General features: G+C 41.8%; 21 protein-coding genes. 6 read left to right on the forward strand and 15 right to left on the reverse strand.

Annotation, left to right across the window (positions count from 1 at the left end; genetic code table 11):
* Positions 1 to 257 precede the first annotated feature (257 nt).
* Both OCU48_RS19320 and OCU48_RS19325 read left to right on the forward strand, forming a co-directional pair.
* On the forward strand, positions 258 to 1,151 hold the full coding sequence (locus OCU48_RS19320) for a homocysteine S-methyltransferase family protein (RefSeq protein ID WP_141346190.1): 894 nt from the start codon (positions 258 to 260) through the stop codon (positions 1,149 to 1,151).
* Entirely contained in the window at positions 1,148 to 2,683 is a 1,536-nt protein-coding gene (locus OCU48_RS19325) for a BCCT family transporter (RefSeq protein ID WP_141346191.1), read from the forward strand. The genes OCU48_RS19320 and OCU48_RS19325 overlap by 4 nt, the downstream gene beginning before the upstream one ends.
* A 79-nt stretch (positions 2,684 to 2,762) precedes the next feature.
* On the opposite strand, the gene OCU48_RS19330 is transcribed toward OCU48_RS19325, so the two are convergent.
* The 4 genes from OCU48_RS19330 to OCU48_RS19345 all read right to left on the reverse strand — a co-directional run bounded on the left by OCU48_RS19330 (position 2,763) and on the right by OCU48_RS19345 (position 5,878).
* Positions 2,763 to 3,425: an START domain-containing protein gene (locus OCU48_RS19330; protein WP_141346192.1), complete on the reverse strand. Its 663-nt coding sequence runs from the start codon at positions 3,423 to 3,425 to the stop codon at positions 2,763 to 2,765.
* Complete coding sequence (locus OCU48_RS19335) at positions 3,422 to 4,585, reverse strand: glycosyltransferase family 2 protein (protein ID WP_141346193.1); 1,164 nt, start codon at positions 4,583 to 4,585, stop codon at positions 3,422 to 3,424. The genes OCU48_RS19330 and OCU48_RS19335 overlap by 4 nt, the downstream gene beginning before the upstream one ends.
* Positions 4,586 to 4,761: 176 nt before the next feature.
* Complete coding sequence (locus tag OCU48_RS19340; RefSeq protein ID WP_141346194.1) at positions 4,762 to 5,397, reverse strand: HD domain-containing protein; 636 nt, start codon at positions 5,395 to 5,397, stop codon at positions 4,762 to 4,764.
* A 10-nt stretch (positions 5,398 to 5,407) separates the two neighbouring features.
* Positions 5,408 to 5,878, reverse strand: a complete 471-nt coding sequence (locus tag OCU48_RS19345; protein ID WP_141346195.1) for an ASCH domain-containing protein — start codon at positions 5,876 to 5,878, stop codon at positions 5,408 to 5,410.
* Between the two features lie 292 nt (positions 5,879 to 6,170).
* Here OCU48_RS19345 and OCU48_RS19350 point away from each other — a divergent pair, with 292 nt between their 5' ends.
* Both OCU48_RS19350 and OCU48_RS19355 read left to right on the forward strand, forming a co-directional pair.
* Positions 6,171 to 6,965: a LysR family transcriptional regulator gene (locus tag OCU48_RS19350; RefSeq protein ID WP_167496201.1), complete on the forward strand. Its 795-nt coding sequence runs from the start codon at positions 6,171 to 6,173 to the stop codon at positions 6,963 to 6,965.
* A 123-nt stretch (positions 6,966 to 7,088) separates the two neighbouring features.
* Positions 7,089 to 8,225 (forward strand): DUF3179 domain-containing (seleno)protein, encoded by a 1,137-nt coding sequence (locus OCU48_RS19355; RefSeq protein ID WP_141346197.1) that lies wholly within the window; start codon positions 7,089 to 7,091, stop codon positions 8,223 to 8,225.
* A 215-nt stretch (positions 8,226 to 8,440) separates the two neighbouring features.
* Here OCU48_RS19355 and OCU48_RS19360 read toward each other — a convergent pair whose 3' ends face one another.
* Both OCU48_RS19360 and hisC read right to left on the reverse strand, forming a co-directional pair.
* Entirely contained in the window at positions 8,441 to 9,220 is a 780-nt protein-coding gene (locus OCU48_RS19360; protein WP_141346198.1) for an ABC transporter substrate-binding protein, read from the reverse strand.
* 13 nt (positions 9,221 to 9,233) lie between these two features.
* Complete coding sequence (gene hisC / locus OCU48_RS19365; RefSeq protein ID WP_141346199.1) at positions 9,234 to 10,310, reverse strand: histidinol-phosphate transaminase; 1,077 nt, start codon at positions 10,308 to 10,310, stop codon at positions 9,234 to 9,236.
* A 153-nt stretch (positions 10,311 to 10,463) separates the two neighbouring features.
* On the opposite strand from hisC, the gene OCU48_RS19370 reads away from it, so the two are divergent.
* Positions 10,464 to 11,345, forward strand: a complete 882-nt coding sequence (locus OCU48_RS19370) for a LysR substrate-binding domain-containing protein (RefSeq protein WP_141346200.1) — start codon at positions 10,464 to 10,466, stop codon at positions 11,343 to 11,345.
* A 273-nt stretch (positions 11,346 to 11,618) separates the two neighbouring features.
* On the opposite strand, the gene OCU48_RS19375 is transcribed toward OCU48_RS19370, so the two are convergent.
* The 8 genes from OCU48_RS19375 to OCU48_RS19410 form a co-directional block, all read right to left on the reverse strand.
* Positions 11,619 to 12,452 (reverse strand): universal stress protein, encoded by an 834-nt coding sequence (locus tag OCU48_RS19375; protein WP_141346201.1) that lies wholly within the window; start codon positions 12,450 to 12,452, stop codon positions 11,619 to 11,621.
* A gap of 9 nt (positions 12,453 to 12,461) precedes the next feature.
* Positions 12,462 to 13,949 (reverse strand): SulP family inorganic anion transporter, encoded by a 1,488-nt coding sequence (locus OCU48_RS19380; protein WP_141346202.1) that lies wholly within the window; start codon positions 13,947 to 13,949, stop codon positions 12,462 to 12,464.
* A gap of 499 nt (positions 13,950 to 14,448) precedes the next feature.
* The gene (locus OCU48_RS19385; protein ID WP_141346203.1) at positions 14,449 to 16,101 is read right to left on the reverse strand and encodes a cellulose binding domain-containing protein; all 1,653 of its coding nucleotides are present in this window, start codon (positions 16,099 to 16,101) and stop codon (positions 14,449 to 14,451) included.
* Between the two features lie 15 nt (positions 16,102 to 16,116).
* Entirely contained in the window at positions 16,117 to 16,938 is an 822-nt protein-coding gene (locus OCU48_RS19390; RefSeq protein WP_141346204.1) for an inositol monophosphatase family protein, read from the reverse strand.
* A complete protein-coding gene (locus OCU48_RS19395; protein WP_141346205.1) occupies positions 16,931 to 18,007 on the reverse strand; it encodes an ABC transporter ATP-binding protein in 1,077 nt (358 codons plus the stop codon). Before OCU48_RS19395 ends, OCU48_RS19390 begins: the two co-directional genes overlap by 8 nt.
* 1 nt (position 18,008) lies before the next feature.
* Positions 18,009 to 18,926: an ABC transporter permease subunit gene (locus OCU48_RS19400; protein WP_141346206.1), complete on the reverse strand. Its 918-nt coding sequence runs from the start codon at positions 18,924 to 18,926 to the stop codon at positions 18,009 to 18,011.
* Between the two features lie 2 nt (positions 18,927 to 18,928).
* Positions 18,929 to 19,810 carry a carbohydrate ABC transporter permease gene (locus OCU48_RS19405; RefSeq protein WP_141346207.1) on the reverse strand — a complete coding sequence of 294 codons (882 nt, stop codon included), beginning with the start codon at positions 19,808 to 19,810 and terminating at the stop codon, positions 18,929 to 18,931.
* Positions 19,811 to 19,849: 39 nt separating this feature from the next.
* Positions 19,850 to 21,148: an extracellular solute-binding protein gene (locus OCU48_RS19410; RefSeq protein ID WP_141346208.1), complete on the reverse strand. Its 1,299-nt coding sequence runs from the start codon at positions 21,146 to 21,148 to the stop codon at positions 19,850 to 19,852.
* A gap of 192 nt (positions 21,149 to 21,340) precedes the next feature.
* On the opposite strand from OCU48_RS19410, the gene OCU48_RS19415 reads away from it, so the two are divergent.
* Positions 21,341 to 22,480 carry an ROK family protein gene (locus OCU48_RS19415; protein ID WP_141346209.1) on the forward strand — a complete coding sequence of 380 codons (1,140 nt, stop codon included), beginning with the start codon at positions 21,341 to 21,343 and terminating at the stop codon, positions 22,478 to 22,480.
* Positions 22,481 to 22,749: 269 nt separating this feature from the next.
* On the opposite strand, the gene OCU48_RS19420 is transcribed toward OCU48_RS19415, so the two are convergent.
* Entirely contained in the window at positions 22,750 to 24,951 is a 2,202-nt protein-coding gene (locus tag OCU48_RS19420; protein WP_141346210.1) for a glycoside hydrolase family 3 N-terminal domain-containing protein, read from the reverse strand.
* Between the last annotated feature and the right edge of the window lie 43 nt (positions 24,952 to 24,994).

Below are 24,994 nucleotides of genomic sequence, written 5' to 3' on the forward strand. Positions count from 1 at the left end.
ATTGCTTAACATCGCGCCTTCTGGCCGCGGATAATTTGTGGCTTTTCGCAGCCAGACTACTAACTATTCGATAACAAAAGCATCTCAATAGCCAGTTGCTTATTGTTAAATTGATTCAGGCTACGCTCACGACTCAGAGCTATAGTTAATGAACTTGAAATTTCTTCATATAGCTGATGAACAGCTTTCACTATCAATCGACTCTTCACTCGTATTCAATGTGAGTTATCCAGTAGAGTTGTATGGAAGCAATATAGATGGCAAATGTAATCATTCTTGATGGAGGCATGGGGCGCGAACTAAAACGCATTGGTGCTCCATTTTCTCAGCCGCAATGGAGCGCGCAGGCGCTTATAGAGTCGCCTAAACATGTTGAGCAGGCTCACCTCGGCTTTATTGAGGCAGGTGCTCAGATAATCACAGTAAATAGTTATGCCTGCGTACCATTTCATCTAGGTGAAGCCTTGTATCAAGAGCGAGGAGCAGAACTCGCGCGGACAGCAGCAGAGCTTGCAAGAGAAGCGGTTAATATAAGTAAGCAAAACGTTGCTATTGCAGGTTCTATTCCTCCTGCGTTAGGTAGCTATCGTCCTGATCTATTTGAACAAACAAAGGTCAAAGAGATCACTCAAACGCTATTTGAGGCACAAGAAGAGTATGTCGATCTATGGTTAGCAGAAACCGTAGCCAGCATCGCAGAGTTTGAAACTATTAGCCAAGTGCTATCCCAAACTGATAAACCTTGTCACTACGCATTTACCTTACAAGATGATGAGTCTGATATTCCAAGAATACGTTCTGGAGAAACAGTCAAAGAAGCTACGCTGAAACTCTGCGAATCAGGCGCCGATGGTCTCTTTTTTAACTGTTCAATTCCTGAAGTGATGGCGCAAGCAATAGCGGAAGCTAAAGCCATTATTGATGCTCAAGGCGTTGATATTGTGATTGGAGTGTTTGCTAATAGTTTTACGCCGATTGGTGCAACCCATGAAGCCAATGACACCATTCAATCTATGCGTGAACTTTCTCCTGAAGATTATCTCGAATTTGCAAAGCAATGGCATCAAGCTGGAGCCACTATTATTGGGGGTTGCTGCGGGATCCACCCGTCACATATTCAAGCTTTAGCTGAATGGAGAGACCGCAAGTGAGAAATCTAAATTATGGGTTAGCCATTCCAGCAGTGGTGATGGTGATTGCTTTATTGTTTGTCTCGTCTTTATTTCCGGCACAGTCACAAGCTATGGCTGGCGGAGCCATGACCTTTGTCACCAATTGGTTTGGTTGGTTAGTTCAAATTGCGAGTTTGGCGCTGGTAGCATTCCTGTTTTGGCTTGCCTTTTCCAAGTACGGAGATATTAAACTAGGCGAAGAGGACCCTGAATATAGCAACTTTACCTATGGCGGCATGATTTTTACTGCAGGTGTAGGCGCCTCCTTAATTTATTGGGGAATTGGCGAGCCTATGTATTATCTGCAATCGCCTCCACTGTTTGCTGAGGCCAATAGTTTCTCTGCTGCGGCTTGGGCGGTGACATACTCTATTTTCCATTGGGGCATAACCGGGTGGGCGATTTATTGTTTCCCTGCTATTCCATTTGCCTATGCATTTTACGTAAAGAAACAACGTACATTAAAGTTGTCGACTCTGTGTGAATCCGTGGTGGGCACTAATCCTATTGTAGCGAAGACGATAGACTTGCTGGCTATCTTCGGTACCTTAGCCGCATTTGCCAGTTCATTGTCGTTGACCGTCTCATTGCTGAGTACGGGAGCGTCGGAGCTATTTGGCATTGAAAATGGGTTACTTTTGCAAGGTGGCATTATCTTGTTATTTGTCGCGGTATTAATGTGCGTGATGCTGGTGGGCTTTAATCGAGGGATTAGTAAGGTATCAGATTATACGGTTTTGATGGCCATCGGGTTCGCACTGTTTGTGTTGTTCTCGTCCAATACACAATTTGTTCTGAATAACTTCACAGACTCAATAGGGGTGATGTTAGATAATTTCTTTAGAATGTCGCTTTGGACCGACCCGGTTCAGCAAAGTGGATTTCCTCAAAGTTGGACTCAATACTATTGGTTCTGGTACTACGCCTACCTCATCATGATGGGCTTGTTCATCACACGCATATCGCGAGGTCGCACCATTCGCCAAGTGATACTGTGTACTATCTCTATGGGAACACTTGGCTGCGCCTTCTTTATTTCAATCTTTGGTGGTTATGCAGTATGGGCTCAGATGCTAGGTGGTTACCCCGTCCAGCAATGGATGAGTGATGGAGGGTTAACCTATGCGGTGGTTTCTCTTATCGAAACATTGCCTGCACATTCGTTTGTTCTAGGTATATTCTTGGTCATCCAGTTCTTTTTGATGCTAACGACTATGTCCAGTGCAAGCGTCGCGACCGCTATGCTGACGACCAATCGATTAGAGCTTAATGGTGATCCTGATAACAAGGTAAAATTATTGTGGGCAGGAGCAATTGCCGTCATCAGCTTTAGTGTTTTTTTGGCGGGTGGTGGGATCAATACCATCAAATCACTATGCGTTGTGGCAGGACTACCTATGATGTTTATCTATGCCATTTTGGTGAAGCATCTATTACATGAGCTTGGTGTAATCAAGAGTAAGAAGTGGAAGAGTAGTGATGTGACCTTAGTAGAGGCTGTCACTAATTAGTGAGAGTAACGCATTAAAAAAGTGCTGAACCGTTTGGTTCAGCGCTTTTTGTTATACCAGTCACAGTAAGTAAATGGGTTTAGATAGAGGTATGAAAGTTTCTGATCCCTTCAACGCTCACCTTTTGATAGAACGGCTTTTGCGACATTTCACGCAGGCCTTGGAAAGTTTTATAAGGCTGGGAAATAGCCACTTTATTGACTAGCCATGCCGGTAAACTGCCACCAGGTTCGGTGAACACTTGATAAGTAACTCGCGTTTGCGTTTCACTGATAGGTGTAAACACCCACGTACTATGCAAGGTCTCAATACGCACTTTATTCTTAGTGCGAGGCACTTCATCTGGGACTGCTTCTTGCTTTATTGTCACCGCTAAGGTGTCAGGGTTTTGGCTAATGTGGTTATGAACAACAGAGTCCCTATCGGCGACAGGCCATGGTGCTTTGGTCATAGCGTAGGTCACGTTGTCCATGTTGGAGTTTGCCTTCACTAGACGCATTTCATCAACATTCTCGACCCAAGTCGTGCCCACCTCAACATCGTTAAAAACCGCCATTAGCGTTGTTAAGTCTGACTCTATAGTCATTTCAGCTCTAAAAGCCTTAAAGCTACTGCCTTCGATACTGCGATTGTAGACTGTGATACCGTGGCTATTTTTTACTTCTTTCCAACGGGTCGTTTCAGCAAAAACATTGAAGGAAAGTGTTGCAACTAGCAGTGCAATTACGTTCTTGGTGATCATTGTGGCAAGCTCCTATTTTTCCAAACTACACGGTTTAACTTTTGTAACCGCCAAGCATTGAGTGCGAGAAAACCATTCATGCTGATGCCCATTGGAACGAAAATAGCATGACGAATAGGAACCGAGAGTTCTCGAACTAAGCCTGTATAAGTGCCAAGTAATACGATGTTGGTGATGATATTAATAGCCAATATCAACGCATTTTCATTTGATGCTGATTGCTGATATTGCAGTACAGAAGCCACTAATAATAATGGTGCTGTCCACGCAATCCATTGACATTTTATCCAGTACCAAGTCGCCTGTGGCAGGGTTTCTGCCTTGACAATCCGATTCATATTCTTGGAAAAACCTTGCCAAATTTCGGTAGTACTGGTGTACATGCGCGTACGCATTAGAGAATCTGCAAATGCCCAAAAAATCCGAAAGCCGCGTTGCTTCATTTTCTTAGCAAAGGCCAAGTCTTCGGAAACATCGCTTTTGACTAATTCATGCCCATTAACCGCGCGGTAGCTTTTTGCCTTAAACAGCATAGCTTGGCCATTAGCAATAGCTTCTTGCTGGGTTGGGTCGTTTGAAGCAACAAAATCCATCGAGTTAGCTGTAGATAGGAAGATGCCAGGTAGTAGGGATTTTTCACCTTTTGATACCATCACTTGCTGAGGGTTAAATGACAGCATCTCGATATCTCGAGTCTTGGTGAAGTCGATAACACTCTTGATCATATGCGGTGAAGAGTGTGTATCGGCATCAATGAAAAAGAGGTAGTCACCAGTTGCGTGCGTCGCTCCCCACATGCAGGCGTTACTTTTGCCTAACCAGCCTTTTGGAAGTGCTCTTCCGCGGATACATTGAGCTGAAAATTCAGAATTAGCCATCAAATTTTCGGCAATCTCTTTAGTACCATCATCAGAAAAATCATCAATAACAATGACTTCTAGTTTGTCAGTTGGATAGTCTTGTTCAAGTATACTTCCAAGTGATCCAGTGATGTTTTCGGCTTCGTTGCGCGCGGGGATAATAATTGAAACCTTAGGCCAATCATTTTTATCTTGTGTAGCGTCGGGAATGTGGATGCGTTGTTTAGCCAGTCGAAGTAACCTGAAAATAAACACCACAACAGTCAGTAAACAAAAGACTGACAGTATAAGTAGTAACATGGAATAACCCTTAAGCACCCTAAAATTTAAGCGATTCGAAGTTCAGTCGCTTAGTTTTGGCATCCATGCAACAAAAATACGATGCAGTTACGCTATCAAGTTACGTGATGAGGTTCTAACTTTTACTGTCTATTATTTTCATTTGCTTACAGTTTTATTGCAGGTTTGTGTGGGTTTTATCCAATTTCTTGTCGTAATTGATTTAAATATTGGCGCATGAAGATTACTCGCTTATTGGCTTCTTTGGCTGCTGATTTGGTATTCATTAGCTCCGGTAACTTAAACAGTTTTTCGAAGAAGTGGTCAACCGCATAGGTTTTGTCATCTAATGCTCGCTCTTCGGCGAATGGATCTTCTGGAGAGTAAAGTGCGGCGTTAAAGCTATTGCTGACTTGAATACAGCGGGCAATGCCAATAGCGCCGAGAGAGTCGAGCCTATCCGCATCTTGCACGACTTGGGCTTCTATGCTTTTAGGTTGGATATCAGCACTATAACTATGAGCACTTATTGCGTGGTAAATATCTTCGTAGGTATAAGTTGGGTACTTAATAGAAGCTAGAAATTGCACCGCTTTATCTGCCGCTAATTGCGAACTAAGATGTCGTTCAGGATGATCTTTAGAATAAGAAAAGCAGTCATGAAGATAAGCCGCAGGTAATACGACCCAAAGGTTGGCTTTTTCTTGTTTAGCCAGAACCTTCGCTGTGGCTACTACTCGTTGTACATGGCTTAAGTCATGTGCAGCGTCTGTTTTCATCTCTTTTCGGATGAACGATTCAAATTGCTCCTCAAAGTCGGTGGGTAGTTTCATTCAACATGCTCTATTCAATAGGAAAAACCTTCTCAAAATACTCTAGCACTATTTCAGAATCTTCATTGAAACTAACACTGATCTCTTTGGCATATTCTGAGAAAAAATGAGTGTGTTCTTTCTGCCACCATTCAAAACTGCCGTCACCTTCTCCCTCCAATGCAGCAAACTCTGCATCAATCTCCTTAAAGGGCTTGGTTTCAACTTTATGAGTTTTGATAATACAGACAGGGTTTTGGGACCAATCCAATACGATAGTGAGATCACTCTGCTTCGGAAGGGGTACGTTCTCTTTGTCATAGCCGATTTTTAAGCTGCACGTTGCTCGTTTCTTTCCCTTGTTGACTAATTGGGCGCATTCGTTGGCATTAAATTCATCGGCGCAGAAGTGATCAGCGTTGATCGTGCCTATGCTTTGTCGCTGTGCATCATTGAGTGTCGCGAGATATTTATTTAGCAGAGTATCGTGTTTATTTGGCATAGTTGAGCTCTCAAAAATAATCTACAACTAGCTTATCTGGTCAGGCTCAATTGAACAGCTAGATTGTGATTTTTAGTGAAGTGTATTTTAGTTTTTTACAATTTTATCAGCATGTTATGTGACCTGTGTACGATTGAAGCCTGATCGCAACCAGTATAAATTGAACCAGTGATGATATGCTCTCCAGACGCTAGTTTGTCGGCTTACAGTCGCTCGAAACCATCACTGCTATGATGAAGAGATTAGCTTACGACTTTGCACATGGACGAGGAATGCGATGCTGGAAATTAAAATGTTAGACATGTTTCTTTTATTAATGGAGACACGCTCTACTTCTGAAGCGGCTAAGCGTAGTGGGTATTCTCAGTCCTATGTCTCCAAGATATTGTCTCAACTCAGGGATGAGTTAAATGATCCTTTGTTTATTCGTGATGAAAGTGGTTTTAGCCCTACAGTGTTCGCATTAGAGATCGAGCCTAGGGTTCGTAGTTCACTAGATTCACTGGCTAAGGCAGTACAGCCAACAGTGTTTTCTGCAGAAAATATCGACAAGATTACCCTACATATGATGGAGCCTTACATTATTGTCTATGGCAGAGATATTATTAGAGCAATAAGAGAACACACCAAAGCTCATATAGAGCTATTGCAATGGAATCAGCAAAGCGATCAGCTTATTTTAGATGAATTAGTGGATGTGGGTGTTACTACTATGAATGGCCGAAACCAAGCCTTCCATGAGCAATTTTTGCACTCAGGGACTGGTAATATTATTGGTCAAGAAGAAGGTGAGTTCGTTAAGTATTTGGTGCCTGGGTTTAATGATTATTCAAATCTTTATCAGCAATTATCTCCACGTTTAGAGCCGACTATTGTGGTTGATAATCATGTGCTAGTAACGCAACTCATGGATGAGTATCAAACATTGAGATATCGAGTTTCTGACCCGTCAAAAACGCCGAAGATAAAGTTAGATATGGCGCTAGTCACTAAAGCATCAACCCGTCGAAGCGCCAAGATTACATGGTTAACGTCTTTACTTTATCCTATTCTGGAGCCTTCTAGGCCGGTTCCTTATCAGTTTTAGCTTCAGGAGCTGATCTTTTCAAACTTCATACCAATCACTAATAGTGATAGTTGCTATTCCTGTGCGTAGTCCATCCTACGCCGTAAGCTTAGCTCAAATGTTAAGCAACGTTGAGGTGAGCATATGAAGCATACAATTTTGATTTTAATCACTGCTAGTTTAGTTATTGGTTGTCTTGGTTCTGTCGCTCTGACAGAAGGTGGGCAGCTGATCAACATACCTCGTGATTGGGTATTCACATTGTTTAAACACAAAACATTGTTAACAGTGTCAATGCTTTCTATTGGCGTGGTTGCAGTGCTGCTAAATGTGCGAAGTGGCACCTTCAGTAAAGTGATGATGTCTTTGTACGTAGTGTCCGTATTTGGTTGCACCTTTTTAATGAATTGGTTTGCACCTGATTTTTGGCTTCGCTCTCAACAGCACAACGCAAATTTCATATCAGTGCACGAAGCTGATTTACGTTTAAAGCCTAGTGATGATGTATTTGTACTAGAGATCGATGGTGATGCTCGCGCTTATCCTAGAGACTGGATGCAACTTCCGCATATTGCTGGAGACAAGGTGGGTGGACAAGATACGGTAATGACGTATTGCGCTTTAAGTAATCTACCGTTGGCGTTCAATCCAAAAATGAATGGTGAAGACACCAATTTCAAAATTATTGCGCAGGTGAATAACAATTTGATTTTTACTGACCGCAATAGCGGTGAGTTGATCCAGCAAGTGACCGCGACAGCTGAATACAGTCAAACGGAGTTAGAACAATATCCAGTGCAGCGTATGCCGTGGAAATCGTTCAAAGAATTATACCCACAAGGGCAAGTATTTAACTATGAACCGTTTTTGTACGACAACCTAACGTTAAAGCTCTTTGATACCGCAATGGAGCCTCATTATCAGGGTGAACCAATGTTCCCTACACTGAACTTGGACGACGATAGAGTAACTAATGAAGAACAGGTTTGGGGTGTACATGTTGGGGGAGAATCTTTAGCGGTTACAGCAGATGACTTTACCGATAACAATCAGTTTGTAGTGGAGTTATCGGGTCAGAAAGTCTTATTTGTGAACTATGAAGAATTTGACACTGTAGCGGCTTATTACGTCGACGATAACCAAGATTGGGAAACCATTGATGTTAACCCATATGGTGAATATGACTTGGGGAAGTTGGATCGAGTGAACCTATATTCTGGAATGCCTTGGATGATTTGGAGTCACTGGTTCCCGCATACGCAACTAGTTAATCGCGCTTAGATTCACCTAGTAATTACAACACGGTTTAATAACTGAATTAATTGGTGTGAGGTAATTATTATGAATAACACTTCAATGGAACTATTGAGCTCTGATACGAAGAAAATTAGAGGACAACTTATTTTTAAAAAGTAGCATCGGAAAGGGATCAGCTAGACTGATCCCTTACTATCTTCGACTCGTTTAAAATGCCGCTACTCTCAAGCGATAAATTTTTATTGCGCCAGTTCTTCACCATAGATATCAAAACTAAAGTATTTGGCTGCAATCTTGTCGTAAGTACCATTGGCTCGGATCTCGGCAATTGCTTTGTTAAACTTCTCTGCCAATTCCTTGTCTTGCTGGCGTAGTGCTAGCGCAGTGCCTTCGCCGATATAAGCTTTATCAGTGACAGCTTCCCCCTTAAACTCAAACCCTTGTCCAATTTCTTTGTCCAAGAAAGCCAGAGCTAGCTGATCTGAGTTACCAAATGTGGCATCCAAACGACCATTTTGCATATCGATATACACTTCATCTTGACCACCATAACGCTTGATATCGGCAATTTTGCCAAACTTATCAGTTACGTAACGGTCATGAATGGTGCCTTGCTGAACACCAATCACTTTTCCTTTCAACCCCTCTTCATCAATAGTGAAATTGCTGTCAGAGTTAGCAACAAATCGAGCAGGAGTTTGGTAATACTTATCGGTAAATAGGATGCGTTTTTTACGTTCTTCAGTGATACGCATCGATGCCATGATAACGTCTGACTTACGTGCCAATAGACTTGGAATTAACGAATCCCAGCCTTGTGAAACCCAAGTACATTCAAGCTCAGCTTGCGCACACAATGCATCTGCAATCTCAATATCAAACCCAACAGGTGTGCCTTCGGCATTTTTGTAGTTAAAAGGTGGGTAAGTAAAGTCTGATGCTAAGCGCACCTCTTTTGCCATTGCTGTAACTGATCCAAGTGAAGCAACGAAAGTAAGTGCAAGTAGGAGTTTTTTCATTCTTAATTCCCTTTTAGAGCGATGAAAATGAGTATTGATTGATAAGTTCAGCGACTTCTTGCATCGATTCTGGTGAACCTATCGTGATTCTGACACAGTTCTTCAATGCAGGTTCATGAGATTGGTTACGAGTAACGACTCCCTGTTCCTTCAAAAAGTTAAAGAGGTCTGCATCTTGATGTGTGCGAATAAGCACGAAGTTAGTAGATGATGGATAAATGTGTTCTATCCATTCTAAATTTTGTATAGCGTCAATAAAACGTTGCCGAGTTTGAATAATGCTGTGCGTATTGCTCATTGCAATATCAATCCCTTTTGTAGACAGAGCATCTAGTACTATCTTGGCCGAGCAATCAGGCATTGGGTACGGAGGGATAAGCTTCATCACGTATTCCATGACTTCTTCTGTAGCAAGAATAAATCCACAACGTACTGCCGCCAAACCAAATGCCTTAGATAGAGTGCGGATAACAACCAAGTTAGGGTATTGTTCAATCAGGTTGGTAACGGTTTCAGCTAGTTCGAATTCTATATAGGCTTCATCAACGACAACAATGGCTTCTTCCTGAGTACCCTCCAGAACACGAATGATGTCATCGCGAGAAAGCAGGTTTCCTGTTGGGTTGTTTGGCGAACACAAGAACACAATTTTCGCTAGAGGTGCCTGTTTGATAATCGCTTCAACATCAAGATTAAAAGCTTCCCCTTTTAGCGGAATATCAATAGTCTCAATGGCCAGTGCGTCGGCACAAAATTCATACATGGCGTACGTCGGGGAGCTGATTAATATCTTATCTTTGCCAGGCTGACAAAAGGTTCGGATCAGAAGATCAATTGCTTCGTCTGCACCACGAACAGCCACTGCAGGCATCTCGGTTTGGCAATACTCTTGATAAGCTTGAGCGATGTCATGAGGCAAAAAGTCAGGGTATCGATTGTAATCAGAGGCATGTTCACTGTAATGAACCCCTTGTTCCAATTCGTTAGCATTAAGCCAAAGGCGACCCGATCCGCCAATACGGCGCGCTGATTGATATGGTATTAATTTTTTTATACTCTCAGGCGCTAATTTTGAAGCCAGTGACGTCATTAGTACTATCTCGATTTGAATTCTAAATCACTTTAATTGCTTAATGATTTATTATTTGACTATCCATGTGATTAATCTAATCAAAAATGTTTTGAGTAAGAATCGAAATAAATACATACTAGCCATGCAAATAACTCATGGATGGTGCGTTAAATGAACACTCGATTACCTTCAACTAAGAACCTACAAGCGTTTCTGTCTACAGCAGAGCATCTTAATTTTACTCATGCGGCTCAAGCTATGAATATGACTCAGGGGGCGATCAGTCGTCAGATACAGTCATTGGAGGAGTTAGTGGGAGTGGCGCTGTTCTACCGACAAGCGAGGGGACTGGCACTAACACCTGAAGGAAGCAAACTTATTCCTATGGCCGAAGACATATTAGTACGCCTAAGAAAGGCGGTTATTGATGTGGCCGATCGTTCCAATAAGATCAAACTTAACGCGCCAAGTTGCGTAACCTCTTGGTTGTTACCAAGGTTGATGTCCTTTCAGCAAGAAAATCCTGATATAGAAGTCGAACTCACTTCAAGCATCAAACATCAACTGCTTCCTAATTTTGAATCGTTTGATCTGGTCATCGTCTACGGCAGGCCTCCGCGTTCGTTATCGGTGAGTGAATATATACTTTTTGAAGAACAACTCACTCCAATCTGTTCACCAGAGTTATGGAAACAGGTCATTGGTGAGAATGAGCATTGGAACGATAAAGACCTTGCAAGATTTACTTGGCTACACGCTAATCCAATGCAAAGTGATTGGAACTTGTGGTTAGACAAATCGGGTAGCAATGCAAAAAAAGGCAGACGGAACCAGACATTCTCAACCCTTGACCAAGCGATGAATGCTGCCCAACAGGGGTTTGGTATTGCGATCGGGGATATCACCCTCGCAGAAGAAGACTTAAAGTTAAATCGATTGATGCAACCTTACTCTGAGTATGTAACTTCAGGACAAAGCTACTACCTATTGAGACCCGCAGAAGCACAGAGCGCCGCTATTGATGACTTTTTGGCGTGGTTGTTGCCGAAGTGATATGTAAAATCATGATGGTAGTGTTTGCTCATTATGGAACAGTTCTTCTGAACATATTTATATGAGCGACCTTGTTAAATGACCTAAAGAATGAAGACCATGAGTATTGCAACACTGAGCTACAAGCAACTAGCACTTGTTTAGACGTGCGCTAGTTGCGGAGCTTAATTTTTGTAAAGAGTAAAAGCGCTAAACCTTAAAGCAAAAAAGGAGTTTATCGCTTAGATATTTCACTTGAATTTCGTTAGTAAGTTGGTTGCCTATTAAAAAGATCTACCGAATTAATAACAGAGGAACGTGAGTGCTAGACAGAACTTTAGTGGTATTACTCCCCACAAAGAATTGTCTTAATTGTGAGTGCCCATACGCCCCCATCACCATCATACTAACTCCGTGCTGTTGTTGGTAATCGATAAGTGCCTTGTCGACCATCCCCGTTAGTATCGCAGCTGTTACTTTGACACCGGATTCTTCGAACTGGATTCTTGCTTTCTCAAATGCCACGTTGTGATTTCCGCCATCATCGATCATCACCAAATGACAATCTAATCCTTTTAGCAAAGGTGTTTGAATTGCTTTGTCGATCAATTTCTCGCTAATGGCACTGCCATCAAACGCAATCATGTATGAGTCTGGAAGCCTAAAGTTTTCACATACAACGAGTATATGGGTCTTAATAGAACGAATCACGGTTTCAAGTTGTGAGCCGACAGAGTGATCATCTCCAGATCTTCCGATAACCAAAACGCGTAACTTATCTTGAAGTTCCAATAGTCCATCTAATAAACTGCCGTGACGCTGCAATTTACTCACGTCTTTTACACCTTGGCTTAATGCCCATTTTTGAGCTTCTTTTAGTAACTCACTACCGTGCTTTAGCATGATTTTACTGCGAGCTTCATCCAATTCAGCTAGTTCTTCAAGTAACTCTTCTTGGCTCCCCAAACCTATTTGGCCAGAAAAATCACTCACTACGGGTTGAGTTGAATGATCTAGAGCATGGAATAGAACCAACGGAGCATCTACTTTGTTCGCAACCCAAGCACTGGCTTCACAGGTGGAAGTTGTTGAGTTAGAGCCATCAATACAAGCGATTATGTTTTTCATGTGTTTTCCTTAATGTCCAGCCAATAGCTTTTCAACTTCTTCGGGTTTATCGTGTACACCAAATTTATCCACAATGGTACGCGTGGCTTGGTTCATTCCAATCAAGTCAACATGTGTCCCTTCACGGCGAAACTTAACGACAACTTTATCTAATGCTGAAACTGATGTGACGTCCCAAAAGTGTGCCGATGATAAATCTATCGTTACGGACTCAATCACTTCTTTAAAATCAAATGACTCAATAAACTTATCTGATGAAACGAAAAAGACCTGTCCTATAACGGTGTATCTACGGCTGTTCTGTACCATGCTGTCATTTTTGATTACCATCATTCGACTGATCTTGTTAGCGAAGAACAATGAGGCAAGCAACACACCAACAAGTACGCCAATGGCTAAGTTGTGGGTAGCTACAACAATAATGACAGTAGCAAGCATCACAATATTTGTTGATAAAGGGTGTTTCTTTAGGTCGCGAATAGAGCCCCAAGAGAAGGTCCCAATCGCCACCATTATCATAACTGCAACCAATGCTGCCATTGGGATCTGCTTTAGCCAAGGGCCAAGAAAAACGACCATAATTAGTAAGAATACACCGGCCGATAGTGTCGACAATCGACCGCGACCACCCGATTTAATATTGATCATTGATTGCCCGATCATGGCACAACCAGCCATACCACCTAAGAAGCCAGTAAAGATGTTTGCAATGCCTTGACCTTTGCATTCTCGGTTTTTGTCGCTGCTAGTGTCGGTAAGGTCGTCAACAATCGTCGCCGTCATCATTGATTCCAATAGACCGACTACAGAAAGTCCAATTGCATAGGGGAAAATGATAAACAAGGTTTCTAAGTTGAGAGGTACATCTGGCCATAGGAAGATAGGTAGTGTGTCAGGTAGGTTCCCCATATCGCCTACGGTACGAATATCAATATCAAACCACATTGCGATCGCAGTGAGGAGGATGATACACACCAAAGGTGAAGGGATTAACTTGCCAATAACAGGAAGGTAAGGGAACAGGTAAATAATACATAGACCGCCAGCGGTCATCGCATACACATGCCAAGTTACGTCGGTGAGTTCAGGCAGTTGAGCAAGAAAAATTAAGATAGCGAGAGCATTTACAAAGCCAGTTACGACAGAACGTGAGACAAAGCGCATAAGGCTTCCTAGTTTTAGGTAACCAGCGAGGATTTGCAGAATGCCAGTCAGTACAGTCACTGCCAGTAAATATTCCAGGCCATGTTCTTTTACTAAGGTAACCATTAACAAGGCCATGGCACCAGTAGCCGCTGAAATCATCCCCGAACGCCCTCCGGTGAAAGCAATAACAACAGAAATACTGAAAGAGGCGTACAGCCCAACTTTAGGGTCAACGCCAGCGATGATAGAAAAGGCTATGGCTTCAGGAATTAAAGCAAGTGCAACAACGAGACCTGCAAGTAGGTCTCCGCGGATGTTCGACATCCAATCAAGTTTGATATTTTGGTACATTGAATTCTCAATTTGGACACAACAAAACGCACCAGAAATAGATTTTGGGTACGGATGAGTGCTTCTTTGATAAAACTTTGGCGCGAAAAAACAGCCTAAGATAGGCGGATAATTAACCAGCGCAAAGAGTGAGCAAGATACTAAGGGTAAGTATTGTGCTTCAGTTAGCAGTGAGAGCTAAAGGGGGGATTGAGCGTTTAAGGCGGCGTTATCGACACTAGTGTTAATTCCTCTTCTCTAATTTTAAAAAAGCGAATTATACGCCATTGTGGTTATCATTCAATCAACCTTTGGAGGTGTAACCATGAAATGCATTGAGGGGGAGCGAAAACTTATATTTCATTTTTAGTGCCTCAAGGTATTCCCATTAGCTTTATGTGAAAGGCTAGAGTCGAGCCTTATAAAATGTGCAACCATAAAACCAGTAAGGATGACCTTACTGGTTTTATTTCTTTTCATTGTATTTTTTAAATTTGCCTAGCTTAGTTTTAGGTCAAACTCACTCACATATACCACCGGTAAAATGTGGGATTTGGTGGGCTGTACCCATAGGCTTTTTACCTTGAATACCAAATTCAATCGTTTGCCCTGGGCGAATAAGCGCGTTCCACTCTACGTCTTTCGCGGTATAAGGATTGTTCCCGCTTAAGCTAGCATTCCACACGCTATCCGCTTTGGCATTGTCTGTGTAGTTCCAGTTCACTTCCCAACCGTAGATAGTTTCGTTTCCAAGATTTTGAATGCGTACGTTAGCAATAAAACCATTGTCCCACTCACTAGAGATAGAATATTCACAGCTCGCTGTTGGCAGTGACATGTCGCGAGGCTCAAACATGAAATAGTGAATATTAAAGTTATTGTTAGGAGCGCTGTTATCTACTCGGAATGTAAATTCTTGCTTACCAGCGTCGAGATACACTTCCCCGACACTATCATGCATCATTAGACCATGAGAACTGGTATTCATCACTTCGTGGTGCATGATGTTAGCATCATCAAATTCGAGGAAAAACGATCCTGCATTTTGCTGTCTTGATGAAACTCGCGCAGAGACATCGTAGTAGCCAGCCTGAGGGATCACTATTTCGTATTTTACCCATTCGTCATTACGAATATTACACATCAGAAGTGTGCCGTTCTTGTCACAGAACTCAATAGCGTCCGCAGGGCGTGTTGGACCGTTAGAAGGAGTAGCTACCGAATCAAAATAAGATTCACCAAACCCCTCCATACCAAACTCATCGGCCATCACAATCACTGAATTATTATCAAGGTGAGGCAGAGACTTGTTTTCAAGCCAGTAAGTCATTTCATCAATATTGTCAGTTTGGATGATGTCAGCGCGCATATGGCGGATTAAACGTCCCCAACCCGCATCAGGGTCAAAGTGACTCACTTCATCGGTCGCATCTGGTGTCTGACCATACCAAAGCGTATTGTACATAACCTTGGTCCCATTAGACTGAATACGATCTAATGTTTCTGGCTGAATATGCGATTCAAGGTAATTATTATAATTAAGCGAATACGTATATGGGACATAGTTTAAATCTTCAAAGTGTTGAATATCACCAGCTTTACTCGCATTGATTCTATATAGTTGTTGAATACGGCTATCTTTTTTTCCGAACTCTGCAACAGCATCAGGTCCTGCACTCGTATCGAAAATAACGTGGTCAAGCATATCCATAGATTTAATTAATTCATAAGCTTCTTCACGCAGTGCCCATCCCTTATCAAGGAAAATCATGGCTTGGCCGTCAATCAACTCTAAAGCTTCTTTAAGCGTAGGCATGTGGTAATCAGTAACAGCCGCTTCGCCTCCCCAATATTCGCGAAGACGTAATTTCAATATATCATCGTAAGTCATGGATGAAATTGAACCACTACCATTGGTTGTTCGATTCACAGTAGTGTCATGAGATAAGACAATCACACCATCAGAAGTCATTCGAATATCAACTTCAATAATCTCAACCTTTTTATTCAAAGCAGATTGAATAGCAGGTAGGGAGTTTTCTGGAAATGCACGCCAGTCTGCTCGGTGAGACATCATCATAATATCGTCACGCGAAATATCCTGTGCGTTAACTGCACCCATCAAACAACTCGCAGAGATCAATGTGACCCCCATTACATTTAAAAATTTCATTTTTGTCCTTAAAAGTTATATAGGAAGTTTACTTACTATTTTTTGCCAATGAATTTTTGAAGAACAGACCAGTAAATTGTTTTCCCTGTCAGATAATTTATATTCTGTGTTATCTATTTTGGCAGCATAACCACCGGCCTCATTAATAATTAGTACGCCTGCTAAGTGATCCCAGGGTTTAGGGGACTCATGAGTTAAATAAAAACTTGCACCTCCATTTAGAATCATTTTATATTCAAAACTTGAACACGATAGCGAGAACACTCTGTCAAAATTATTCATCCATTTTGAAATGCTAGTTCTCGTATTAATGTCTTTAAAGTGAAAAGGAGAACATAAACCTATATTAGGCAGGCTATTAGTAATAGCGACGCGATGGGTTATATTGTTTTTTGTTATAACGTAAGCACCTTCGCCTTTAACGCCATAGATAAATTCATCATTAAGAGGGTCATAAATAACACCTAAAATACATTCTCCGTTTTGTAAAATAGAAAGCATGACCCCAACAAGATTGCTACCATGGGCGTAATGCCAAGTACCATCTATTGGGTCAATAATAATAGCTAAACTGGAGTCTTCCGCTTTCTTAAGCAGTTCTGGTTTATCATGTACACTCTCTTCTCCAATAATAACTGCCGTTGGAAAGACTCTGTAAAGTGCCTCTCTTAATTTTCGTTCTATTTCCCTATCGTCTTTCGTTGCGATATCACTTGCTGAGGTTTTCTGATTTATCTCAATGTCAGATGTTGTGCTGAGGCCTTGTAATATTATTTCTCTTGAACAATTTTTTATAATTTTAAATACATCATCAATATAATCTTGAATATTATGCACTTATCCTCCGGCCTGTTTGTGGATGAAATAAGTGACAGTTTTCTTCTAGAATATCAAAGCTTACAATGTCGCCTATATTAATATCTAACCCAAGCGTTGTATTAATACAAAAATCTTTATTTTGTCCAACATCTAAAGTAAGTACCTGATAAGCTCCCATATCTTCAATGTATTTAAGTGTACCTTTAATTTTTCCTTCAGAATCAACTTTGATGTCTTCTGGTCTAACACCCAATACCGCATTATCGATATTCGCTCTTCCTAGAATTTTATTTCCAGCACTGTCAAAGTAACTATCATTTACTTTATTGACGGGAAATAGGTTCATTGCTGGTGATCCAATAAAGTCAGCGACAAAGGTCGAAGCTGGTTTTTGATAGATATTCTTTGGCGTATCGAATTGTTCAACTTTTCCTTTGTTTAGAATTAAGATCTTGTCAGCGAGTGTCATGGCCTCTACTTGATCATGGGTGACAAAAATAGAGGTAGCACCAAGCCGCTTGTGCAGCATTGTCAATTCCATTCGCATTTCTTGACGAAGCTTTGCGTCTAGATTCGATAGTGGCTCATCAAACAACATGACTTTTGGTTCTCGGACAATTGCACGACCTATTGCTACTCGCTGTCGCTGACCTCCTGAAAGTTCAGAGGGAAGTCGGTCTAAGTAGTCGGTCAAAGATACAATTTTGGCTACTGCTTCAACACGCTGTTTAATCTCGGTTTTCGGTATGCGACGAATTTTCAACGAATAGGCAATATTGTTGAACACGGTCATGTGTGGGTAGAGTGCATAGTTTTGAAATACCATGGCACAACCGCGATCTTTGGGCTCTAGTTGGGTAACATCGGTTTCGCCGATAAATATCTCGCCAGACGTGACTTCTTCAAGTCCGGCTATCATATTCATGGTTGTTGATTTACCGCATCCAGAAGGACCTAAAATGACATTAAATTCACCTGACTCGAATGTAATATTTAGATCATCAATAACATCACTGCTATCGTAACTTTTGCTGATATTTTTTAGAATGATGTTTTCACCATTATGGTGATTTAGTTCTATTGACATTTTATTTTTCCGAAAGAGTTAAACCTTGGACAATATACTTCTGCATTATGGCAATTAACAAAACAGGAATTATATTAACCAAAACTGCACCTGACATAACCATAGGGTAATTAGGTATCGCACCATCAGTGACGATAGTCATATTAACTAAACCTATTAAAGATGTTTGCATTTCAGGTTTTGAGCTAACGATTAATGGCCATAAATATTGATTCCAACCTCCCATGAACATCAATACATAAAGAGAGATGACGGTAGATTTTGACAATGGCAAAAGAATGTCATACATAAATCGCAATGGCCCAGCACCATCCATTGTTGCGGCATCAACTAATGATTTGGGAACTGTTTTGAAAAACTGTCTGAATAAAAAAGTTCCCGTTCCAGACGCTAATATAGGTGCCGCCATCCCTAAATAAGAATCTAGTAAACTCCACTCTAGGTATACTTCTTTTCCAAACGCAAAGCTTATTAAACTATTAATTCCAAGTAGTCCCATTAAATAGTTAAATGGCGACAATACATTTGAGGCAATTTCATAGCTCGCGACCACTCTTAAATCCATCGGCACCATAGTGGAAAGAAGAATAAAGAAGAACAACAATGTTCCATAACGAATTCTAAAATAAACAATGACAAATGCTGATAAAAAAGCAAAAAAGGTTTTTCCTGTCGCAGACAGTGTTGCCACTATAATGCTGTTTAGTAACTGTTTAAGTAAGATAGTTTCACTAATTACCATCTTAATATTCGATATAAAATGTCCACCGGGAACATAACTTATGCCGTTACGAATAAAATCATCATATGATTGTGTTGCGGTAACAACCATTAAATAGATAGGGACTAAAATAAATACTAACCCGATACCAATAATAGCTACCGCTACACGGTCTAATTTTTTGTTATTTTCAATCATAGCTATCTAGCGTACTTCACTTTCTTTTCAAGAAATAAGAACTGACAGAATGCAACCAACAAAACAAATACAGTTAGAATAACGGTTTGTGTTGATGCTCCAGATAAATCAAGCCCTAAAAAGCCATCTTCATATATTTTATAAACCAAGAACTTAGTTGATCCTCCTGGTCCCCCTTGAGTCATACTGGCCACAAGCGCAAAGGCAGATACCACTGAATCTGTTACTTCAAGTACAAAGCTTAGAAATAATTGTGGCGTTAATAGTGGAATATAAATATCCCAGATTCTCCTAAGTCCCGATGCTCCATCTATCGCAGCAGCTTGATTCAAGCTATGTGGAATAGCATTTAATCCGCCTAAGAAGATAATGAAATTAAATGGAATTCCTCCCCATACATGGGCAATCACTATGGTCCAAAAAGCATCATTACCATTGAGGCCAGGGTTCCATAGGTTAGGCTCAATGCTATTTACAAAAGAGAACACGCCAACAAATGGGTTGAAAATAAAAGCAAATACGACACCTATTGAAGCACCCGCAACAGCCTTAGGCCAAACGAGTAAGTTCCTCGCAATACCAGACATACGAACCTGTCGATGCACCGCCAGTGCTAATATCAAGGGTACGATTACTGATAGTGTTGATCCAAAGAACATGAACTTCATCGTTAGCATTAAACTGCGATAAAATTCAGCGTCTGTTAGGGTAATAATATAGTTTTCAATACCTACCCATTTAGAAGGACCACCAAATGGATGTTGTAAAGTTGTCGACCATTCGATGGACTTCATTATTGGTAGATAGAAAAACAACGCTAGGACGATAACCTGAGGACCAGCGAGAAACATCGCTAGCCACTTTTTGTTATAAACAGAAGTCATGCAGTCTTATGTAGGGGCGAACATGTCGCCCTCTCTCCCTTATAACAGATACGTTCTTTCAAAGCGTCGCAGTAGCAGGTCACCGCGAACTTTTGTATTGTCCAACGCTTGTTGCATTGAGATTTGGTCAGCAAACGCTTTCTGAGTTTCTTCCTCGAAAATGCTACGGAATTGGCTGTAGAACCCAAGACGAATGCCCTTCGATGCGGCGTTATTCTCTTGAGCCAGTGACTCAAAGCCAGGTGCAATAGAACCAAACTCAGCTTTGTCTAGGACACCAGCTTGCTTAATGAATTCGTAACCATCACTCGTTACAGGTAGGTAGCCTGTCATGGAAGTGAATGTCAGTTGTTGCTCTGGTTGACGAAGGAAGTTTAAAAACTCAATAGCAGCCTTATCTTTCTTAGCGTCATGTCCTTTTAGCAACCAAACTGAACCGCCACCGACGAAAGTATTGTGGCGTTTGTGGCCCTCATACATTGGCGCTAGAGATAGCTCAAGATCATCCCCTAACGTCGACTTTGATGCACCGTAAGCTGATAGCGAGCTTTCCATCAAAGCACATTCACCAGAAGCCATTGCTGCTGTCTGGTTACCTGAAACCGTCTCTGCTGTTAGTTTAAGCAAGCCCTGCTGGTTCCACTCTTTAAGGTTGTTCAAGTGCTTAGCTATCAAACCTTGATTGACCATGTATTCGCCATCTAAGCCTTCAAAACCGTTAGCATTACTGGCAATTTCGACACCATGGCGCGCAGCAACCTGTTCAAGAATTCGCCATGAACCGCCATCAGTAACCATAGGGCACTGATGACCATTGTCCTTAAGCTTTTGCAGAACAGGAAGTATGGTTTCATAGGTTGTTGGAACTTCCTTTATACCAATGTCCGCAAGCGCCTTTTTGTTAGCGTACATAACTAGGGTTGAGCTGTTCCATGGCTGGGACATCATTTTCCCTTCCGAAGATTCGTAATACCCTCTAGCTCCACTGATATATGAAGCCCAATCGGCATCAGAAATGGTTTCTTCAACAGGATTGAAGATTCCTGACATCATGACATCAGTAGTACCAACATCGTTGAACTGCATCAGGACTGGGTGTGTTTTTGATCGCACAGACGCTACGGCTTTTTGCATCGCCGTTTGGTAATCTCCTTGGAAAATACAGTCTATCTGGGCGGTGCTTGATTGTTCATTAAATGTCGAGCACAAATGTTCTACGGCTTCAGAGTTTTTTCCACCTAAAGCATGCCAAAATTCAATTTCCGTTTTATCTGATGCCTGTACCGCTGTTGAGCATGCTAATAGCACCAAACTGGATAACGTCGTTTTTGTAACCATGTTTCCCTCTGATCTCATTACAATATAAAATTGCAGCTTTGCTGCTCGATTAAGTTTATTTAATCAACTTAATATTTCATAATTATTTAAGAAACATTTATTTTTTTATATTGTTCTTAAGGCATTGAAAATGAATAACTTTTTAAGTTAACAAAATCAATTTAAGTGTGTGGGTTTGACTGGGATAGGGGTTTGAAGCAATATAATGGGATATTAAATGATGATATAGCGACCATGGATACCAGATTAAACACGAACCATAAGAAGCTGATTTCCTTTGTGAAAAAGCACAAATCTCTATCTAGGGTACAGTTAAGTCAGATAACCGGACTGACCGCCAGTGCAGTGACAAAAATTAGTAAGGAGTTGGTTGCCGATGGGTTTCTTATTGAAGGAAAGCGAATTCCAACGCCGCGCGGTCAACCGGTCGTTCCACTAGAAGCCAATCCCCGTGGTGGATACTCTATCGGTTTAGCTATGGAGTTAAACAGGGTACAGGTGGTTTTAGTCGATTTTTGTGGCCAGATTGTAACGTCGTCAAGCATTGAATGTGATATCTCAACCCCAGACAAAGTAGCTCAAAAACTAAAGTCGCTCGCTTTCGACATGCTCAAGGACAATAAAGTACCTGCTGCTAAAGTCTATGGAGTTGGCTTGGCTCTGTCTGGCTACTTTGATCGTGAAACAGGTTACCTCTATCCACCTGAGATAATTAAACAATGGCGTGATACAGATCTTGAAAAGCTCTTCTTAGAGACGGTTGGCATACCCGCTTATATCGATAATCTTGCCAATGCTGGTGCCATTGGAGAGCAATACGCGGGTCATTGGGGAGAATACGATAACGTTTTTTATCTTCATTTGGGATATGGTGTTGGGGCGGCGAACATCCTTAATGGTGGATTATACCGAGGCAATGTTAATAACGCTGGTGAAATTGGCGCCTTTTTTCCACATGGACAACCGAGACCTTCTGCGCTTGATTTGGTTAATAAACTAAAAGAAGCAGATATAGACTGTCACTCATTTTCAGCGTTGGATGAAGAACGTATTATCAACCATCCTGTGACTAAACAGTGGGCGAAACATGCAGCCTCGCAGCTTAGAAAAGTTATCGAGCCTGTCATATGGTTGCTGGCTCCCGATGCTATCGTTATTGGTGGATTGATTCCCAAAAAAATTGCACAGCACATCACAGATGAATTAGATGTGGAAAAGATAATTGCAATAAAGCCTAATTATTCGAAACCTAAGATATTAGCTGCAGATAATGGTTTGCTGTCAGCAAGCTTGGGGGCTGCAACTCTTCCGTTCTTTAAAGCATTTTCTTGATTAACAATCACGTCGAAATAGTCTCTTAGACGCAACGAATTTTACAATGAACATCACTGCTAGATGCGCTGACTCGGCTAACTTTTAGTATGGAAAACACGTGCCACCGAAGTGAGAATTGAATGTGTGTTAACGAGTTTTGGATAGGGCTAAGCCACAAAATCGGCATTGATCTTATGAACGCTAAAAGTATTGCATATTGGAATAGAATTTGAATAAAAATGCCAAATCACCCAGTGTGGCGATTTGGCATTAGTCAATCGATAGACTTAAGCCACAACGTTGAATTTGGCAGTGTGCAAATCGCAGTCTTTGGAACTCGCTCCTACCATGAGTTCAAAATCACCGGGCTCTACAACTCGTTCTAGTGCGGAGTTGATTAGGGCTAGGTCATCAAATGCAATTGTCATGTTAACCACTTTGCTTTCGCCGGCTTTAAGGGTAATACGCTCAAATGCTCGTAAGCTCTTGATTTCAGTGGTTACGGAACTGAATAGGTCATTGAAATATGCCTGAACAATTTCCACTCCATCTTGCTCGCCCACATTGGTCACTCTTATGCTGAATTTAAGATCCTCACCAGCAGATAGAGTAGGGTTTTCGACCTGTAGTTCAGAGTATGCATATTGGGTGTATGACAGCCCTTCACCAAATGCGAATAACGGCGTTTCAGGCATGTCGATATAGCGTTCTTGATTATCTAGATCCGCTTCCAATTGGGCATGCCACCCTGAGTATTTATTATAATAAACAGGCACCTGGCCTACATGATGAGGGAACGATATTGTGAGTTTTCCGCTTGGATTGAAGTGCCCAAATAGAAGTTCTGCTAGCGCTTGGCCACCTTTACAGCCTGGATTGAATGCAGAGACAACAGCGTTACATTGTTCAATCATCTTAGGAATAGTCAGTGGTTTTGATGCGACTAGAATGCCCACTACAGGGGTTCCAGTTTGACTCACCGCTTCAATTAATTCATTTTGATAGCCACTTAAATCGAGATTTGCGCGATCATGAAACTCACCATTTTGTTTTAGCGTATCGCCAACACAAGCAATCACCACGTCAGCCGATTGTGCCGCGTCACGCGCCTTCTCTAGCTCTTCAAATTCGTTATCTAGGCAGTCTGCCCCCTTGATATATTCCACTTCAAATCCTTGCTCCTGTCCCATTTGTTGTAAGGCAGCTAGAGGGGTGATGGTGTGGCCTCGGTGGTAGTTTTCGTGAGTGGCTTCTGCTTGCATAGAGCCAAATGACCAATCACCTAATTGAGCGATAATGTCGTTGGCATTAGGTCCAACAACGAGCACTTTTTTGAGTTGGTTTGCTGAAAGCGGCAATACATTTTCATTTTTCAAAAGCACTAAGCTTTTACGGCTAGCTTCAAGGGATATCTCCCATGACTCATCACTGCCTAGGAGTGCTTTTCGCTCTAAAGAGGTGTAGCGGTTTTCGTCAAACAAGCCTAGCTTAAATTTGGCCTCTAGAATTCGTCGCACAGAATCATCGATGAGAGAAATGTCGACGAGCCCTTCTTCTACCAGTTCTATGGCTGATGGGTAGAATTCTGGTGTTGTCATCATCATATCGTTGCCACCGACTAATGCTTTGTAACTCGCTTCTTTTAGGGTAGCCGCCACGCCTTGTTTGTCATGCAACGAACCTACGTTATTCCAGTCAGTGACAATAAAACCATCCAGCCCCCATTGTTCTTTCGCTACTGTTTTTAATAACCAAGAGTTGGTGGTGCATGGTTCGCCATCAATGGACTGGTAGCCGGTCATTAACGTTGCGCATTTGGCTTGTTTGACGGCTTTTTCAAATGGAGGCAGGAACAATGAAAGCAGTTTTCTTCTTGAAGTATCGGCTTCATACGAATCACGTCCTCCTAGAGTCTCTCCATAACCGACATAATGCTTGGCGCACGCTAAGATAGAGTGTTGGCTAGTAAAATCGTTACCTTGATAACCGACGATGGTAGATGCCGCAAGTTCACCGATTAACCATGGGTCTTCACCATAGGTCTCATCAACACGGCCCCAACGAGGATCTCTAGCAACGCAGAGTACAGGAGAGAATGTCCAGTGCTGGCCAGAAGCGCGAGTTTCAAATGCGGTTACTTGGGCCATTCTTTCCATTAAACTCTTGTCCCAAGAGCAAGAAGCACTCAACTGAGTAGGAAATACGGTCGCATCGTCTTCAAAGCAATGACCGTGTATGGCATCAATACCGAAGATCAGCGGAATACCGAGGCGTGTGTTAGCGGCGCGGTCTTGAAGTTGCTGTGGTTGCTCTCCCGTGCAGTGCAGGTAACTGCCCACATTCATTGCTTCTAGGTTATCCACATGAATTTGGTCATGTGCAGGAAGTTGTAGCATTTGGCCCACTTTTTCTTCAAGCGTCATGCGAGAGAGAAGATCATCTAGGCGTTCTTTAACATTAAGTTTTGGGTTCTGGTAAGGGTGAGTCATCTTTGGTTCTCCAGTAATTTTGATTTACCTTAAGCTCTTGATG

The sequence above is a fragment of the Vibrio inusitatus genome, from assembly GCA_024346935.1.
GTDB lineage: Bacteria > Pseudomonadota > Gammaproteobacteria > Enterobacterales > Vibrionaceae > Vibrio > Vibrio inusitatus.

Excerpts from the sequence above, each read along its gene's own strand:
- OCU48_RS19320 (WP_141346190.1), top strand. The coding sequence starts at position 258 with ATGGCAAATGTAATCATTCTTGATGGAGGCATGGGGCGCGAACTAAAA.
- OCU48_RS19330 (WP_141346192.1), bottom strand. The coding sequence starts at position 3,425 with ATGATCACCAAGAACGTAATTGCACTGCTAGTTGCAACACTTTCCTTC.
- OCU48_RS19335 (WP_141346193.1), bottom strand. The coding sequence starts at position 4,585 with ATGTTACTACTTATACTGTCAGTCTTTTGTTTACTGACTGTTGTGGTG.
- OCU48_RS19340 (WP_141346194.1), bottom strand. The coding sequence starts at position 5,397 with ATGAAACTACCCACCGACTTTGAGGAGCAATTTGAATCGTTCATCCGA.
- OCU48_RS19345 (WP_141346195.1), bottom strand. The coding sequence starts at position 5,878 with ATGCCAAATAAACACGATACTCTGCTAAATAAATATCTCGCGACACTC.
- OCU48_RS19350 (WP_167496201.1), top strand. The coding sequence starts at position 6,171 with ATGTTAGACATGTTTCTTTTATTAATGGAGACACGCTCTACTTCTGAA.
- OCU48_RS19355 (WP_141346197.1), top strand. The coding sequence starts at position 7,089 with ATGAAGCATACAATTTTGATTTTAATCACTGCTAGTTTAGTTATTGGT.
- OCU48_RS19360 (WP_141346198.1), bottom strand. The coding sequence starts at position 9,220 with ATGAAAAAACTCCTACTTGCACTTACTTTCGTTGCTTCACTTGGATCA.
- hisC (WP_141346199.1), bottom strand. The coding sequence starts at position 10,310 with ATGACGTCACTGGCTTCAAAATTAGCGCCTGAGAGTATAAAAAAATTA.
- OCU48_RS19370 (WP_141346200.1), top strand. The coding sequence starts at position 10,464 with ATGAACACTCGATTACCTTCAACTAAGAACCTACAAGCGTTTCTGTCT.
- OCU48_RS19375 (WP_141346201.1), bottom strand. The coding sequence starts at position 12,452 with ATGAAAAACATAATCGCTTGTATTGATGGCTCTAACTCAACAACTTCC.
- OCU48_RS19380 (WP_141346202.1), bottom strand. The coding sequence starts at position 13,949 with ATGTACCAAAATATCAAACTTGATTGGATGTCGAACATCCGCGGAGAC.
- OCU48_RS19385 (WP_141346203.1), bottom strand. The coding sequence starts at position 16,101 with ATGAAATTTTTAAATGTAATGGGGGTCACATTGATCTCTGCGAGTTGT.
- OCU48_RS19395 (WP_141346205.1), bottom strand. The coding sequence starts at position 18,007 with ATGTCAATAGAACTAAATCACCATAATGGTGAAAACATCATTCTAAAA.
- OCU48_RS19400 (WP_141346206.1), bottom strand. The coding sequence starts at position 18,926 with ATGATTGAAAATAACAAAAAATTAGACCGTGTAGCGGTAGCTATTATT.
- OCU48_RS19405 (WP_141346207.1), bottom strand. The coding sequence starts at position 19,810 with ATGACTTCTGTTTATAACAAAAAGTGGCTAGCGATGTTTCTCGCTGGT.
- OCU48_RS19410 (WP_141346208.1), bottom strand. The coding sequence starts at position 21,148 with ATGGTTACAAAAACGACGTTATCCAGTTTGGTGCTATTAGCATGCTCA.
- OCU48_RS19420 (WP_141346210.1), bottom strand. The coding sequence starts at position 24,951 with ATGACTCACCCTTACCAGAACCCAAAACTTAATGTTAAAGAACGCCTA.